Annotated in this window: 13 protein-coding genes; 1 reads left to right on the top strand and 12 read right to left on the bottom strand. The window is 44.0% G+C overall.

What is annotated here, in order from left to right:
- Positions 1-57: 57 nt before the first annotated feature.
- The 11 genes from DESDI_RS10485 to DESDI_RS10535 all read right to left on the bottom strand — a co-directional run bounded on the left by DESDI_RS10485 (position 58) and on the right by DESDI_RS10535 (position 13,742).
- Positions 58-570: a hypothetical protein gene (locus DESDI_RS10485; protein ID WP_015262592.1), complete on the bottom strand. Its 513-nt coding sequence runs from the start codon at positions 568-570 to the stop codon at positions 58-60.
- A gap of 192 nt (positions 571-762) precedes the next feature.
- Positions 763-2,313 carry a ribonuclease Y gene (gene rny / locus DESDI_RS10490; protein ID WP_015262593.1) on the bottom strand — a complete coding sequence of 517 codons (1,551 nt, stop codon included), beginning with the start codon at positions 2,311-2,313 and terminating at the stop codon, positions 763-765.
- Positions 2,314-2,667: 354 nt separating this feature from the next.
- The gene (locus DESDI_RS10495) at positions 2,668-3,162 is read right to left on the bottom strand and encodes a regulatory protein RecX (protein ID WP_041219413.1); all 495 of its coding nucleotides are present in this window, start codon (positions 3,160-3,162) and stop codon (positions 2,668-2,670) included.
- Position 3,163: 1 nt separating this feature from the next.
- Positions 3,164-4,207, bottom strand: a complete 1,044-nt coding sequence (recA, locus tag DESDI_RS10500; protein ID WP_015262595.1) for a recombinase RecA — start codon at positions 4,205-4,207, stop codon at positions 3,164-3,166.
- A gap of 414 nt (positions 4,208-4,621) precedes the next feature.
- Positions 4,622-6,217, bottom strand: coding sequence for a DEAD/DEAH box helicase (locus DESDI_RS10505; protein ID WP_015262596.1), 1,596 nt, complete (start codon positions 6,215-6,217; stop codon positions 4,622-4,624).
- 7 nt (positions 6,218-6,224) lie between these two features.
- Positions 6,225-7,472, bottom strand: a complete 1,248-nt coding sequence (locus DESDI_RS10510) for a competence/damage-inducible protein A (RefSeq protein ID WP_015262597.1) — start codon at positions 7,470-7,472, stop codon at positions 6,225-6,227.
- Between the two features lie 208 nt (positions 7,473-7,680).
- Entirely contained in the window at positions 7,681-9,162 is a 1,482-nt protein-coding gene (locus tag DESDI_RS10515) for an AAA family ATPase (RefSeq protein WP_015262598.1), read from the bottom strand.
- A 21-nt stretch (positions 9,163-9,183) separates the two neighbouring features.
- Positions 9,184-9,723, bottom strand: coding sequence for a hypothetical protein (locus tag DESDI_RS10520; protein WP_015262599.1), 540 nt, complete (start codon positions 9,721-9,723; stop codon positions 9,184-9,186).
- Between the two features lie 285 nt (positions 9,724-10,008).
- Complete coding sequence (pgsA, locus tag DESDI_RS10525) at positions 10,009-10,566, bottom strand: CDP-diacylglycerol--glycerol-3-phosphate 3-phosphatidyltransferase (RefSeq protein WP_015262601.1); 558 nt, start codon at positions 10,564-10,566, stop codon at positions 10,009-10,011.
- Entirely contained in the window at positions 10,563-11,891 is a 1,329-nt protein-coding gene (gene rimO / locus DESDI_RS10530) for a 30S ribosomal protein S12 methylthiotransferase RimO (protein WP_015262602.1), read from the bottom strand. The genes pgsA and rimO overlap by 4 nt, the downstream gene beginning before the upstream one ends.
- A 384-nt stretch (positions 11,892-12,275) precedes the next feature.
- Positions 12,276-13,742, bottom strand: a complete 1,467-nt coding sequence (locus DESDI_RS10535) for an ISLre2 family transposase (protein ID WP_015262486.1) — start codon at positions 13,740-13,742, stop codon at positions 12,276-12,278.
- A 238-nt stretch (positions 13,743-13,980) separates the two neighbouring features.
- Here DESDI_RS10535 and DESDI_RS10540 point away from each other — a divergent pair, with 238 nt between their 5' ends.
- Positions 13,981-14,631: a hypothetical protein gene (locus tag DESDI_RS10540; RefSeq protein ID WP_242825391.1), complete on the top strand. Its 651-nt coding sequence runs from the start codon at positions 13,981-13,983 to the stop codon at positions 14,629-14,631.
- Positions 14,632-14,762: 131 nt separating this feature from the next.
- Here DESDI_RS10540 and DESDI_RS10545 read toward each other — a convergent pair whose 3' ends face one another.
- A complete protein-coding gene (locus DESDI_RS10545; protein WP_015262604.1) occupies positions 14,763-16,688 on the bottom strand; it encodes a YgiQ family radical SAM protein in 1,926 nt (641 codons plus the stop codon).
- Between the last annotated feature and the right edge of the window lie 77 nt (positions 16,689-16,765).

The raw sequence follows: 16,765 nt of genomic DNA on the forward strand, positions 1-16,765 counted from the left end.
TATGCCCAAAAAGCCCTACCTTAAAACCTAGGCTTTTTTATCCGACTAACCTCATGTCTAACTATTATAGACCAAAACCCGACCTTCCTCGCGAATGGCGATGAAGCCTTTATCTAATCGGCGATCGCGAAAGGCCTGGAGAGTTTGACCGATTACCTCTTCCTGAAATATCTGTTCCTCCTCAGGAATTTCTGTATCATCATAGATAAGTTTTTGGCTTAAATCTTTAACCAGATCGACAATGAGTCCGACTTCTCTTTGGTCCATACTCTCTACATCGCGAGTCACCGTAATCAGAGCCAAAGCTTCTTCTTGTTTCAATTGAATTTCGCAAATACTCATCTCTTTGCCCTCGAGTCCGTGATATACAACTAAAGCCTCGCGAAGGCTATGTACAAATTTCTCACCTTGATCGGTTCCATATATCATGAAGCGAAAAGTTAGCCCATGCTCCGTTTGTAGGTAGCGTACTGAACATACCTCAGGGTAGCGAACTAGAATTGATATTAATAATCCAACTCCATCGGGCACACTTCCCCCATCTTTATAATGAAGGTTTAACCTTCCCATAGTGTCATCCTCTTTCTCAATTACTGCGCAGATATTGACTCAATTACTACTCCTTAATTACCACTTCTTTATAGTTCGTCAACATCAGATAAAGTCCTGCCCAGAGAATGCGCTCAAATATTTCCTTTAATATTATAATAAAGGACAGGCGATTATCTCACCTGTCCGAAAGTTCATTATTAAATTCAGTGGCTATTTTGCAAAGTCCACTGCGCGAGTTTCGCGAATAACAACAACTTTGATTTGACCTGGATATTCTAATTCATCTTCAATGCGCTTACTGATTTCGCGAGCCACTTTAGGAGCCAAGATGTCATCAATCTTTTCTGGTTTCACAATGATGCGAATCTCACGGCCCGCTTGAATTGCATAAGATTTCTCAACACCTTCATAAGTATCAGCAATCTCTTCAAGCTTTTGCAAGCGTTTAATATAAGATTCAAGTGTCTCACGACGAGCACCTGGGCGAGCGGCTGAAACAGCATCAGCAGCAGCCACCAAAACGGCTTCGATAGTTTTTGCCTCAGTATCTCCATGATGGGCTTCAATTGCATGAATGACTTCCCACGATTCCTTATACTTCTTGGCTAGATCAACACCGATCTCAACATGAGTACCTTCCGTATCGTGATCGACAGCTTTTCCTAAGTCATGAAGTAAACCGGCTCGCTTAGCCAGCTGAACATCAACCCCCAGTTCAGCAGCCATAAGCCCTGCCAAATGGGATACTTCTATAGAATGCTTAAGCACATTTTGTCCATAACTAGTTCTGAATTTCAATCGCCCTAAGAGACGAACGATTTCAGGATGCAAGCCATGAACTCCGGTTTCGAAGGTTGCTTGCTCTCCCTCTTCACGAATCCGTTGGTCCACCTCTTTTTGAGATTTTTCGACCATCTCTTCGATCCGAGCCGGATGAATCCGTCCATCAGCAATAAGTTTTTCCAATGCAACCCGAGCAACTTCTCTACGAATCGGGTCAAAACCGGATAGAATGACTGCTTCCGGGGTATCATCGATAATTAAATCGATTCCGGTCAAAGTCTCCAGCGTACGGATATTTCGTCCTTCACGTCCGATAATCCGTCCCTTCATTTCATCACTGGGCAAAGCGACTACAGACACAGTGGTTTCAGCAACATGATCCGCAGCACAACGTTGAATAGCTAAAGAAATGATGTTTTTCGCACGTTTCTCAGCTTCTTCCTTGGCTTTGCTTTCGATATCTTTAATCATAATAGCGGATTCATAGCGAACCTCTTCTTCTACGCTATGCAGAAGAATTTGCTTAGCTTCTTCAGTGGATAAACCGGAGACACGCTCCAATTCTTGTTTTTCCTTGGCTACCGTTTGGTTTAAGACGTCTTTGAGCTGATCGACCTCTTCGTCTTTACGATGAAGATTTTCTTCCTTACGCTCCAAAGACTCCATTTTTCGATCCAAAGACTCTTCTTTTTGAATAACCCGTCTTTCCATTCGCTGTATCTCGTTGCGGCGTTCCCGGGTTTCTTTTTCCACTTCGTTACGAATATGCATAACTTCTTCTTTGGCAGCGATGACTTCCTCACGACGCTTTGCCTCTGAAGTACTATGTGCACTTTCAATGACACGTTTAGCCTCTTCTTCAGCTGATCCAATAAGCTTCTCGGCGGTATTCTTTCGAATAACCCCTCCCAAAAAGGTACCTATAGCAAGTGCTACGGTCGCGGCTATAATTCCAAAAATCAATCCGGACAATTCCAAGTAATATTCACCTCCTTAGTACTACACATATTAGATATCATTCACCTAGTTCTCCATATAAAACAAAAAAACTGGGGTCATGCCAGTTCTCAAAATTAAAACCTTCAATTGTAGACAAAAGAAATTTGTCTTCATTCCTACAAACACACGCGCTAGCTCGATGCCTCCATATAATTTACTAACTACGTTGCAATCTATAAGAAAACCTTAAAGGTCTCATTTAAAGAAACAGGCTACTTTTAGTAGTGTAATATCTTTTGAAAAATTTGTCAAGACTGTTGAGTTCTCCGTCTTCGCGGCCCTAAGCGAGCCGGTAAGCAAATCAAAAGCAGGAAGGAATTTCTCTCCTTCCTGCTACATTTTTAAAACTCTTTCGATGATCAGTTGAACCATGTCTTGGGGATATCCCTTTTGCATGAGCTTTTGGCCCACCTTCAATTTTAAGAAAACCTCTCGAGGTATTTTCTCGTAACTTTTCTTATGTTGATAGGAGCTTTCCCAGCGTCGCGATTCTTCTGTCCAAATTTTCTGAGCATGTTTGAAGCATAGCTCTATTTCCTGCTCAGGCTGATAATTCTCTTCAAAGACATGTTCAACAATATGCTCTTGGATTCCTCGACCTTTAAGGTCATAACTTATTCTTTTCTTAGAATGATTGGCTTGCTTGCTTAGGCAATAGGCTCGAGCATATTCCTGGTCATTGATATATCCCCACTCGAGGAGACGCTCCAAAGCAGAGTTAATCTCCTGTTCAGAGAATCCTTTCTTCGTAAGCCGTTGAACTAATTCATAGCGGGACAGGATTCGCCGGGACAAGTAGGTTAAAGCAGTATCCAGTGCCCCTTTCATCTTAAAACTCTTCCGGATCCCCATCAATATCCTCTGAATCTGGGACACTCACCGAACTAAAGCTAGCACGGATTTGTTGCTCTATTTCGGCGGATATCTCAGGGTGCTGTTTGAGGAATTCCTTGGCATTCTCTCTACCTTGGCCCAAACGCTCACCCTTATAAGCATACCAAGCTCCGGACTTATCAACAATATCGAGTTCTGCTCCTACATCGACAATGCTACCTTCTCGAGAAATCCCGAGTCCATACATAATATCAAATTCAGCTTGTTTAAAGGGAGGTGCCACCTTATTTTTAACGACTTTGACTTTGGTACGGTTACCAATCATCTCTTGGCCTTGCTTTAGGGTGTCCTGACGACGCACCTCCATGCGCACCGATGAATAGAATTTTAAGGCTCGACCACCTGTTGTGGTTTCCGGATTGCCAAACATGATCCCCACTTTTTCACGAATCTGATTGATGAAAATCACGCAGGTATTACTCTTGCTGATTGCCCCAGTCAATTTCCGCAGAGCTTGAGACATCAAGCGAGCATGTAAGCCCACATGGGAATCTCCCATTTCTCCTTCAATTTCTGCTCGGGGTACCAAAGCTGCCACTGAGTCAATAATAATCACATCGATGGCCCCACTGCGCACCAAAGCCTCACAAATCTCTAAGGCTTGTTCTCCTGTATCAGGCTGAGATATTAGCAGATTGTCAATATTGACCCCTAAAGCCTTTGCATAAACAGGGTCAAGAGCGTGCTCTGCATCGATAAAAGCAGCCACACCGCCAAGTTTCTGAGCTTCGGCAGCAATATGTAAAGCAACGGTGGTCTTCCCTGAAGACTCAGGTCCATAAATTTCAATAACGCGTCCCCGTGGTACTCCACCGACTCCAAGGGCTATATCGATAGCCAAGCAACCTGTTGGAATGACCTCTACCGCCATTTTAGCAGAAGCCTCCCCCAATCTCATGATCGAACCCTTACCAAATTGCTTTTCGATTTGACTTAACGCCATATCTAAGGCTTTTAACTTATTGTCGGTTGCGGCCATCTTTTTTCCTCCTATTCGAATATCACCATAATTTTTAGCACGAAAACAAACACTTGTTCGATTCAATTATACTTTTGTGCGCTAAACCTGTCAATCCTTTTTAGCCGAGTGTGACGACATCGGCCTTCCAGTTATCGTCTCCTTGTACAAGCTCAATTGCAACCTTTATCCTTTAAGCTGGATACCAGAACGCAGTCAGTATGAATGCAACATAATCCCATACTTTAACTCATTTAGTATAATTTTGCATTCATGCAGACTCTTTGTCAATGTATTTGTGTAATTCAGCATAAGTTTCGTCACTTTCGAGTCATTGCATATTCTCTGTCTTTACACTAAGTGCCCCGGCAAGCATGCAAAAAGGCCGCTGTTCAACAAACTTTACAGTCCGTTTGACAGCGGCTTCTTATTTCCTTATCTGGCTTTTGCTGGCTCGACGTTTACCTTACGGCCTTTGATCATGTTTTGATGCATGCAACTAAGGACGCGGCTGGCATGCTGTTCCGGTACTTCCACAAAAGTAAATTTATCATAGATGTTGATCATCCCGATAATATTGCCGGGAATTCCGCTTTCATCGGCTATCCAGCGCACAATGTCCTGAGGGCGAACTTGTTGGAGGCGGCCGATGTTCATAAAGAGGCGAACCATGCCAGGAGCTGCTCCCGTATTGCCAAATGCAATATCCGCTTCTTCCTCTTCGCTTCGTTCATTAGCACCTTCTACAGCATATTTCAAGGCTGCAGCAGCCACATCTACAGAATCATATTCTTCCAGCAAGGAACCCACAATAGATCGATAGGTTCCGAGATGGCTCCGTTGTATAATCTTAACCAATTGATTCTTGAGGTTTTCTGCTTGTCGTTCACTGACATCGGCTAAGGTCGGTAATTCTTTACGCACAATCCGCGTCTTGATTAAACGTTCAATCAAGCGGAGTTGTCGATATTCCCTTGAGGAAACCAGCGTAATCGCCTGACCCTTTCTCCCTGCTCTTCCTGTACGGCCGATACGATGCACATAAGATTCCGGATCTTGAGGGATATCGAAGTTAATGACATGGGTCACATTATCGATGTCGAGTCCTCTGGCTGCTACGTCAGTAGCTACAAGGAGTTCCACTTTTCCATCACGGAATTTTTTCATCACGCGATCTCTTTGTTGTTGGCTTAAATCTCCATGTAAAGCATCCGCAAAATACCCTCTGGCCTCTAAGGCAGCTACAAGCTCATCGACACCGCGCTTGGTTCGGCAAAAAATGATGGCTTGACCGATATCTTCCATATCGATAATCCGACAAAGAGCATCAACCTTGATTTTTTCTCTAGTTTCATAAAACACCTGTTCAATCAAAGGCACTGTAAGCTCATCACGACTTACCGCAACCGACTTAGGCTGATGCATATAGTTTTGAGCCAGCTTCTTGATTTCTATCGGCATGGTTGCTGAAAACAGCATCATTTGACGTTCTTCGGGAGGGACTTGCCTAAGGATGGTTTCGATATCTTCCACAAAGCCCATATCCAACATTTCATCAGCTTCATCCAAGACGACCATCTTGACATATTGAAGTTTTAAAGTTCCTCGATTAAGGTGATCAAGCACCCGACCTGGTGTTCCGACCACGACTTGACTGCCAAAGCGAAGGGCCCGAATTTGTCGGTCGATGGACTGACCTCCATAAATCGGTAGTGGTTTGATATGGCGGTATTTACCAATCTTACTGATTTCCTCTGATACCTGAACCGCAAGTTCGCGGGTTGGGGTCAAAATCAGGGCTTGGACTGCCTGAAACTTTGGATTGACCTTTTCACAAATGGGAATGCCAAAGGCTGCGGTTTTTCCTGTGCCGGTTTGCGCCTGCCCAATCAAATCCACCCCATCCATAGCTACAGGAATAGCTTCCTTCTGAATTGGCGAGGGTTCCTCGAACCCCATTTCTGATAATGCCTGTAAAACTTGTTTGCTTAAATTAATTTCACCAAAGGCTTGTAAACGTTCTGCACTCAATCGAATATTAACCCCTTTCACTTTTCAACAAATAACAGCGAATCCAATCCAAGGCAGCTTGAACAGAGAGCTGACGAATTGAATTTCTTCCTCCATGAAACTGAAACTTATTCGCTTTAATCCCTTCCGAGGTAGCTAAGCCAATATACACTAAGCCAACAGGCTTTTCCTGGCTACCTCCTCCGGGTCCGGCAATTCCCGTAATACTAATACCTAGATCTGTTTTGGTACGCTCGCGGACGCCTGCGGCCATCTCTCGTGCTGTCTCAGCACTGACAGCCCCAAATTGAGCTAAGGTCTGGGCGCTTACTCCTAAAAAATTCTCTTTCATAGCATTGGAATAGCTTATGACCCCACCTAAATAAAAGTCCGAGCTACCCGGTTGCTCTGTAAGCAACGCTCCCAGCGTTCCACCCGTGCAGGATTCGGCTGTGGAAAGCGTTAATTGCTTTTTCTTTAAGCTCTCACTCACGAGCCTCAGCATCGTATCCTCATCCGTCCCAAACACCCGGCCCCCAAGTCGTTCACGAATAGCAAACTCAGCTTGATCGAGAACTTCCAAGGACTCGGTAGCATTTCCTCTCACCACAATGCGGATATGCATCTCCGTAGGTTTACATAACAAGGTTATACTGGGGTTTTTTCTACCAACAAAATCTTGAAGACTTTCCTCTAAATCAGACTCCCCTAAGCCTACAACCTTGATTGTTCGAACATACATTCTCGCCATATCTCCTTGAGCTTTTTGCTCCAAAAAAGGCCACACATATTCCTTAAACATAGGCTCCATCTCTGTCGGTGGGCCCGGTAAAAGTATGACAGTTTTATTGCTTTTTTGAAGAATAACCCCCGGCGCTGTTCCCTGGTGATTGGGAAGAACTTGGGATCCTTCAGGAAAGTATGCTTGCTTCCTTTCCGTCTCAGGCATTTCTGTGCCCCTTAGGACGAAAAATTCCTGAATCCTTTCTAGGCTGGTCGGGTCAAGTAACATTTTTAAGCTAAATACTTGAGCAATGAGCTCCTTAGAGAGGTCATCCTCCGTTGGTCCCGTCCCCCCGGTAATAAGAAGCAGATCCGATCTTTCTATACCTTGTATGATTACCTTCCCCAACCGTTCCTTATTATCTCCTACGGTGGTATGATAATCTACTTCAATTCCTAATTCAGATAACTTTCCTGTTAGATAGTGTGCACTCGTATTTAAGGTCTGTCCTAATAGTATTTCCGTTCCTGTTGCGACAATTTCAGCTTTCATGATATTTTATCACTCTCCTCCTTTAAACGCAAACGATAATGCTTAGTTTTAGTTATAAGCAACTCTTTCTAAATTATTTCTCTTCTTTTCTGAACTTATCCTCTTTATTCCTGTCAATCATTAATCGCCAACAAGAAAAAGAAGCCCTTACAATCGAGAGCTCCTCCTAAAAATTCAAATCCAAGTAAATATGCGTTTTCTCACTTCATTAGGCAGCTTCTTCCTCAATAAGTACGCGAAGTTTTTCACCATCGAGTACTTCGTCCCTTTTTAATACAGCAACTAATCTCTCCAACGTTTCCCTGCTACCGAGAATAATCTCGCGAGTTCGATTTTCCAATTGGCTTAGAATCTCACAGGTTACTTTTTGGCGCTGATCTGCACCTAATTTCTCTACATCAACTACACCTAGGGAGGACATCCCCGATGCCATCATTTTTCCTACCATCTGCAAAGCTTGTTGATAATCGCCTGCGGCTCCGGTACTCCGTGCACCGAGAACCGTTTCCTCAGCTATTGCACCTGCTAAGGCAACCATAATTTGTTCTTCAATCATGACTTGCGTGTAAAGATAGAGATCATCTTTGGGATAATGACGAACATACCCTAAAGCATTACCCCGGGATCGAATAGAAATCTGAGCTACCGAATGAGGTCGCACATATTCGGCTAATAAAGCATGCCCGCCTTCGTGAACCGCCACACGCTGCAATTCTTCGTCCGTAGGTTTTCTATCCAGCTTCTCCCCTAAGAGAACCTTTTCTACTGCTTCTTGGAAATGAGTCATGTTAATTTCCAGAACATCATCCCTTAAAGCAAAAACTGCCGCTTCATTCGTTACGCTTTCTAGATGAGCTCCAGAAAAGTTATAGGTCTCTTGAGCGATTTGCTCCAGATCCACATCCGTCGCTAAAGGCTTATTCTTCGCATGAATCTTGAGAATTGCTAGGCGGCCTTCTCTATCCGGCAAATCCACTTTGACTTGCCTGTCGAAACGACCCGGACGCAAAAGGGCCGGATCCAAAGCCTCTGCTCGATTAGTAGCTGCGACAATGAGGATTTGTGGACCTTGTTCTTCACTACCCAATCCGTCCATTTCGACTAGAAGTTGATTAAGGGTTTGATCATATTCATGATGGGAGACATTGCTCCCCCGCTTCGCCCCGAGGATGTCCATCTCATCGATGAAGATGATGGCTCGATCCTTCTTCTCTTTTTTTGCTAAATCCCTAGCTTTTCGAAACAGACGTCTTACCCGCTCCGCCCCCACTCCCGCATACATCTCGACAAACTCACTACCGGATATGGCTAAAAAAATTGAATCTGTATACCGCGCAGCTGCTTTAGCTAATAAAGTTTTTCCGGTTCCAGGTGGACCGGATAAAAGAACGCCTTTGAGCGGCCTAATTCCTAATTCTTTCATGCGCTTACTATAGAGTAAGAAATCCAGAGCTTCCTTAAGCTCCTTTTTTGCCGTATTCTGCCCCCCGATGTCATTGAAATCAATGGAACTACCGGAGATTTGGATGCCTTTATCTGAACCTCCCATCATCGGGCGAGGCACAAACTTCCAGAATAGAACTCCCAATAAAATTAAAAGCCCGACGGGAAGTACATTATATCCAGCAACCCAAAGATAAACTAATAAACCGATTCCAACACCGATAAGAGCATCTTTTGCTAAGCCCATAAACTACTCCTCCTCCCCAAATTACTGATAGCTATTCAACGAAGAACTTCCTATACTTGGAAGAAATACTCCTTGCCCATGACGCTCGATAATCGAAAGGAGTTGGTCTTCCCCTTTATTCAACGTCAAATAGATAGCTTCATTATCCATCGTAAGATCCAAGACGACCCCCGCCTGATCCGCTTGAGACGATAGTGTTTCCTTCATCTGTGTGAAGTTCCCCATAACCATCCCTTCTTGAATGGCAAACTGCATCTCTTGGAATATCCTTTCCAGCTCAGGGGTGCGATGATCAACTAAGCGAATCGGATGCTTCCCTGAGATGTTGCGTAACTGTTGAGAACTGCTTTGTAAATTCGTAATCTGATCTGTATTGATCATCATTTCCGGTAATCCTTGCTGCTCTACGACCTCGGCTGAGAGCACACCAGGAATCTGCTGGCTCTTCTGAATTAACGAACCATAGAGCCATTTATTCTCATATACAAGCTTACCGCCGAGCAATAGTCCAAAAATAAGCAGACTCACTAAGCTGATCACAGTAATCCGTTGTCTAGTCATAACGCTCCTCCAATCAACTTCTTTAAATAATGGTATAACTATTCGATACAGTTTTACAAAAGCCTAAAAAGTAAATAATCACTCTATAGTTTGTACCCTTCAGTATATTCAGGAGTATAGATGAATTTACTTGTATATTATATCATGAGCTATATACGATTCTTCTTGACAAATCACACCATTAATGCAAAAACCAACAGGTTTATCCATTTTGCGGAATCCTCTGTTGGTCAAAATAATTACTCTGTTTACCTATTTACTATGCATGCTTGTTTATACCACCATCTATTTCTTTAAAAACTTTTTGGATTTTACCAAATAATCAACACCAGAAATAATCGTAAAGAAAAGGGCGAGATAGAGTAGGGGTTGTCCCAGATAAATATTTAAGAGGGATAAGGGCCAATCATGGAGGAGAAGCAAGGAAATAGCCAGAACCTGAGAAACAGTTTTAATCTTACCAAGCTTGCTGGCAGCGATCACAGTTCCATCGGCAGAAGCGATTGCTCTTAACCCAGTGACTGCAAACTCACGTGCGAGGATAATCCAGCAAACCCACGCCGGTACATCTCCTAATTCCACCAAGGCAATTAATGCCGCGGAAACCAGAAGCTTATCAGCTAAGGGGTCTAAGAATTTACCGAGCACCGTGACCTGCCCTCTTTTACGTGCAATATACCCATCTAAGCCATCCGTAGTTGCCGCCAAAATGAATATTACAGCAGCGACTAAATCCTGATAGGGAAAAATTGGTTGGCCTTTAGGAAATTGCAAGAGCAAAAAAGCCATAAAAATCGGTATTAAAATAATCCGTGCTAATGTGAGTTGATTCGGTAAATTCACTGAACAACCTCTCCCATTAAATCGTAGCTATCCGCTTCCGTTACTTTCACCTGAACAAACACGCCAATCTCGAGGGGTATTGGGGAGTGAATATAAACTAATCCATCGATTTCCGGTGCATCGCCTTCACTACGGCCAGCCCAGCGCCCATCGGAGAGTTCTTCTTCAATTAAAACTTTCAAAGTTTGGCCAACCCAACGCTGTTGCTGTTGGTAGGCAATGTCAAGCTGTAGTTTCATAAGCTCATCACGTCGTTGTGCCCGAATATCCTCAGGAATTTGGTCTTCCCGCTTGGCCGCCGGTGTGGATTCTTCTTGAGAGTACGCAAAGGCTCCTAAGCGATCAAACCGTATTCTTTGGGCAAAATCCAAGACTGCCTTAAATTCTTCATCCGTTTCTCCGGGAAAACCCGTTATCATGGTTGTCCGCAGCCGAATATCAGGCAACTCTCGCCGCAATTTAAGAATCAACTCCTCAGCTTCTTCTACCGTACCCCTCCGATTCATTTCATGCAAGACTTTATTGTGGGCATGTTGAAGAGGAAGATCGAGGTACCGGCAGACCTTCGGAGTTTCTTTCATAACTTCAATTAAATCATCCGTAAATAGCTCCGGATAACAGTACATTAAGCGTATCCATTCAATACCCTCAATCTTGGCAATCTCTTTAATTAAGGAAGGCAGTCGATACTCACCGTAGATATCCTTCCCATAGCGAGTAGTATCTTGAGCAATGAGTAAGACTTCCTTGACCCCTTCTTGAGCCATTGCCTTCACTTCATTGATGATGGATTCTTGCTTCCGACTGCGAAAATGCCCACGAACCTGAGGAATGATGCAATAAGTACAGAAGTTATCACACCCTTCAGCTACCTTAACATAGGCATATTGTTTGGGGGATAAACGAACTCTGGGCATAGCTTCATCATAAATAAATGCCGGCGCGTCGGCACTGATTTTCCGTACTTTGGTCTTTTCCGCTTCCTCGATGGTTTCGAGAATTTCCGAAATATTTCCTGTCCCCATCACACCATCAAGTTCAGGTATCTCTGCAAGCAACTCATCCCCATAGCGTTGAGCTAAGCACCCCGTAGCCATAAGAGTCTTGCATTGACCTTGCTCCTTATACTGAGCCATCTCTAAAATGGTATCAATGGATTCAGCCTTAGCACTCTCAATAAATGTACAGGTATTAATTATGATGATGTCGGCTTGCTCCGGCTCGCCGACAACTTGATATTTTTCGCCGATATGTCCGGTCATAATCTCACTATCCACTTGATTCTTGGGACATCCTAAAGTCACGATAGCAACTTTCTTATTCAAATTTTGCACCTCTGAATTAAGATTATTTCTGCGAGATTCAAAATCACCAAAACAATCTCGTATATTGTATCTAATTACTCATCTAGTATAAACTACTATTTCCCTAAGTGTCAAAACTAATTATCAGGGGGTTGGTGTCAAGTAGACGTGGGCAAAAATTCTATTCCTCGTAGTTGTGTAGATACGTAATAAAATCCCTTTATTTTCAGAATGCAGTCCAACTCTGGGGTAGACTTGACATGGGACCCCACGGCGGATGCTTCCATGGGTCAAGGCATGGGGCTCACAAGATGTATTCCTTTGGGGTAGGCCCCATCCCCCTGATTTAGGGTAGCATCAACCGCCCCCATGTCAAGTCTTGATCTGGGGTCTTTTGGTTAAACCTTACCGGTAGATCATCTCGCTAAATGTTTTGAGATTGAACATATTGCGAATGACTTTTCTTCCGTTTGTTACTGAACAGTTTGTGTAGGGCAGTTCTCCTCTATGTAGCGTGTATATTGACTTCTTAACAGCCTTCTTCAGTCCGCTTTTGCTATTCGTTATTGTTTCTACAAAGCGCTCAGCGAACCGGTCCGGGAGCTTTCCTGACACTAGGGCTGCTATCTTTTCCTTGAAGCCTTCTCCCATTTTTAAAGCGATTATTTTGGAGAGATGGGTTGCTCCTTGTTCGCTCCAGCTTTTTGCTCCTTTCATGCGGGAAGCGAAGACCCTCACTTGCCTTTCCATCGTGCCTAAATTCCTGTATTCTAAGCCCTCAGGGGCTTTGGGTAACGTAATATCTTCTCTGTCCTTATAGGGTACTATCCCGTCAATATTATTTCTTATGTAGCTTTCTAGTCTACTCAGTTTTTCTACCTCTTTAGCTACTCCGCCGCTTTCATATTTGAGCTCTTCAAGCTTCTCGAATACCTTTTCAAATTCTCCTTTCTTAAGCCATTTAAGGAGGGTTCTTCTGGCCTTTTTGTCCGATACATTTCGGGTGACTGCTTGGGCAAGATGAAAGGGGTCGAGTTGAAATTTATCCGTTTCTTGGTCATGATCTCGTCTTATCCAAGATGCTCCATCTCCATTTAGGACCCGATAAACAATTTCATCGACATTGTAATTCTGAGATAGTGTCGCATCTCTTAGTTCTTTCATCTCTTCAGCTTTCATGTAACCTGCAAAAGCCATTTTACCCACGGTTTCATACTCTTTGGATGATGGATATCTTGGCTTCCAGCCTTCATATGTGACGCTGATCTTAAGCTCTTTTCTCCCTCTGGAACTTCCCTTTTCTCTGCTCTTTCCTTGCATGGATAACCACAAGCCATCTGCTTCCTCAAAGAGAATGGGAACTTCTTTGCTCCCGCTTAATTCGTTTTTCTTAAAGGAGTCCACCCGTACCTTTTCTGCTTCAATTTGTTTTTCTCCCACGGCTTGAACGATGTTCCAAACTCCCTGGTGACTTATGGTTTGATTCGTTAAGGTTGAAACTGCTTGTGCTACCTCTCGGTAGGACATTTCACAACTGTATTCCAGGATTTTCTCTACGAGATTGGGAGACATAAATCCTATTGTTTCCATTCCCAAAGCTTCATCCAAAAGATAAACATACTCCTGACTGCCATCGTCTTTGGCTTTCCTATATATTGCTCGATCGACTGGCACTTCTCCCATCAGGGTCTTTATTGAGGTTGACTTTTTACCTCTATGCCTTAGAACTGCTTTATCCCTGCTCTCTGCAAGCTCGGCATCCATTTCTTCCAGAAAATTTTGGAGGAGCAGTTTGGCAACCTCACAACCTATTTTATAAAAATCTTTCTCAATATCCTTGAATGTTATCTTTTCTTTGGTTAAACTATTCATGTCACGCACCCCTGTATTTTGTTTGTGTGGTAACTACAAACTACAAGAAGTTCGTGATTTTGGGAAGAGTTTTTTTAGCTCTTCCCCTATTTTTTTGCTCTTTTGCCTACGATAATTTTACTCTAAGTATCAGGGGTAAACTGCTTGCCCATGACTTGAGATGAATTATTTGGCAAGACTAGTTTTAAGGCGATTGGCTAATACTTCCTTTCGCTTTCCAGGAGATTCGAGTAAAATAATGAGAGTACGACCTATGGTCTTATCGAGAATAATTAATGGCGAGGTGCTAGTATTGTTAAGCGAAGCTCTTTCTCCAGTTGATCAATGCGGGTGTGGTGATACCGGATATCTTACTTCCCGTACTCTACCTATCGCCCTCAACCTTGGTGCCGGTAAAGTCATCAATGTTCCCGTATACACCTGCTCTAGCTCGATGTGTGACGAATATACTATCCCTTCAGCTGTCGCCCCACGCCTTGATGAGATAGCCGAAGAGATGGAGGCTAAAGAACTGCTTTCCATACAATTTTCTTGGAAGCCTACCTTAGAAGATGAGGCATCCGATTACCAGGATTCTCTTGCCCAAGGATTTATATGGAGATTCCACCGCCGCTCTTATGAAGATGCCCAAGTTTTGTTAGTTATCAACGGGGACACCATCCTCCTCCAAAGCAAAATTGATCCTACGGAGTACTATACCCTCAAACGCCTTGAAGACAGCAAGGAAGGGATCCAGTTTTCCTTCTCCAAATTCTTCGAAGAGGACCAAGACTTAACCTATGAAAAGTTTATTGAGCTAGAACCCTCGTTTCAGAAGGAAATAGGGACCATAAAGATGGAAGAGCTCGAGGATATGCTGCTCGAGGAGTTCGGGGAGACCATTGATTAGCACCCACTTATCAAATCTCAAATCTAATTACTAAGGCCAGTCCCAGATTAGACAACGTTGTCCAATCTGGGACTGGCCTTAGATTTTCTATTAGGGTTGTAGCACTATTAGAATCCAGGCAAACAAGTTTCCTATGTTCTTTTGGACTTATGACCTTTTTTAGCCCTTGTGGGTGTGCCTTGCTCCACTTTCTTATTTCTTACAGGCTTAGTTATCTGGATACCCCTTTCCTTCTCGTCCCGTTTCTTATATAGTGAACGCGGACGAATCAGACATTTCGGGCCAAACCCAATCAGGTCCTCCCGGCGGGCTAGCTTCAGTGCCTTTTCCACTAGGTCATGATTTTTAGGATTCCGGTACTGGATCAGAGCCCTTTGCATGGCTTTTTCTTCCATGGTCCGTGGAACATAGATTTTTTCCATGGTACGCGGATCCAAGCCCGTGTAATACATACAAGTCGAGAGGGTCCCTGGGGTAGGAATGAAGTCCTGAACCTGCTCTGGGTTCACACCCATATCCCGGACATACTCCGCCAGTTCAATGGCCTCTGTCAGCCCGCTACCGGGATGAGAGGACATTAGATAGGGAACCAAATACTGTTTTTTCCCTACTTCCTCGTTCATCGCCTTGAAATCTTCTGCGAAACGCTCAAAGACCTTTTTCCCGGGTTTCCCCATGCGCTTTAATACCTTATCACTCACATGTTCGGGAGCTACTTTCAATTGTCCGCTCACATGGTGTTCGCACAACTCCCTTAAAAAGGAGGTGTTTTTATCGGCTAGGACCACATCGTAGCGAATTCCCGAACGGACAAAAACCTTCTTAATCTTAGGAATACTGCGTAACCGCCGCAGAAGTTCAATATACTCCGTATGATCTACATCCGCCTTAACGCAGGGAGATGGAAAAAGGCATTGTTTATTAGGGCAGGCACCACGCTTGAGCTGGGCCTTGCAGGCTGGGCGGCGAAAATTAGCCGTAGGTCCCCCTACATCATGAATATACCCTTTAAAGCGGGGGTTCCAGGTCAATTGCTCTGCTTCACGAACGATGGATTCTGCACTTCTCCCTTGAATAATTCGTCCCTGATGAAAGGTCAGAGCACAGAAGGAACAGGCCCCGTAGCATCCCCTGGAGCTGACTAAGCTGAACTCTACTTCTTCGATGGCGGGCACCCCACCCTCTTTCTCATAAATAGGGTGATAGGTTCCCACATAAGGAAGGGCGTAGACCGCATCCATCTCGGATTGGGTTAAGGGGAAATTGGGAGGATACTGCAACACCCCTCCTCGCCCGTGGTCTTGGAACATCGCCTTACCGTAATAAGGATCCTGTTGATTGTACTGTACCCAAAAGCCTTCTGCGTATTTTCGCTTATCTTTAAGCACATCCGTATAGGAGGGAAGGTCTAAAGTATCTTCCTGAACATCCTGCTTCCAAGGAACCACAGTTCCACGTATGCCATGAATTTCATGTATGGGAGTCCCTTCTTCTAAAGCATTTGCTACCTGGACAATGGCCTTCTCTCCCATGCCAAATACCAGTAAATCTGCTTGACTGTCGAGAAGGATGGATCGTCTTACCTTATTACTCCAGAAATCATAATGGGCAAAACGCCTCAATGAAGCTTCGATACCACCTATGATCACTGGCAAACCAGGAAATGCCTCACGAACCTTATTAGCATAGACAATCGTGGCATGATCCGGGCGTAACCCCGCTTTTCCACCCGGCGAATAGACATCCCGATGACGCCGTTTCTTAGCAGCTGTATAATGGTCCACCATGGAATCGAGATTTCCACCAGTTAAAAGGCAAGCCAACCGAGGTCGGCCTAACACTTGAAAAGCATCCACTTCTCGCCAGTCGGGCTGAGCTATAATGCCTACTTTATATCCTTGCTTCTCAAGGATTCGGGAAATAATGGCAATTCCAAAGCTAGGATGATCAACATAGGCATCACCTGTAATGAGCAAAAAATCTAGTTCTGCCCAGCCGCGCTTTTTCATATCCTCCCTACTGATCGGTAAAAATTGGGGGATTTTAATTGAACTCACTCCTAACTCTATTGAAAAAATTCGAGATAGCTTATTCGTAAAAGTAGTTAAAGTGTGAAAAAACTCCCACGAAGGTG

It is taken from the genome of Desulfitobacterium dichloroeliminans LMG P-21439, assembly GCF_000243135.2.
Lineage (GTDB): Bacteria > Bacillota > Desulfitobacteriia > Desulfitobacteriales > Desulfitobacteriaceae > Desulfitobacterium > Desulfitobacterium dichloroeliminans.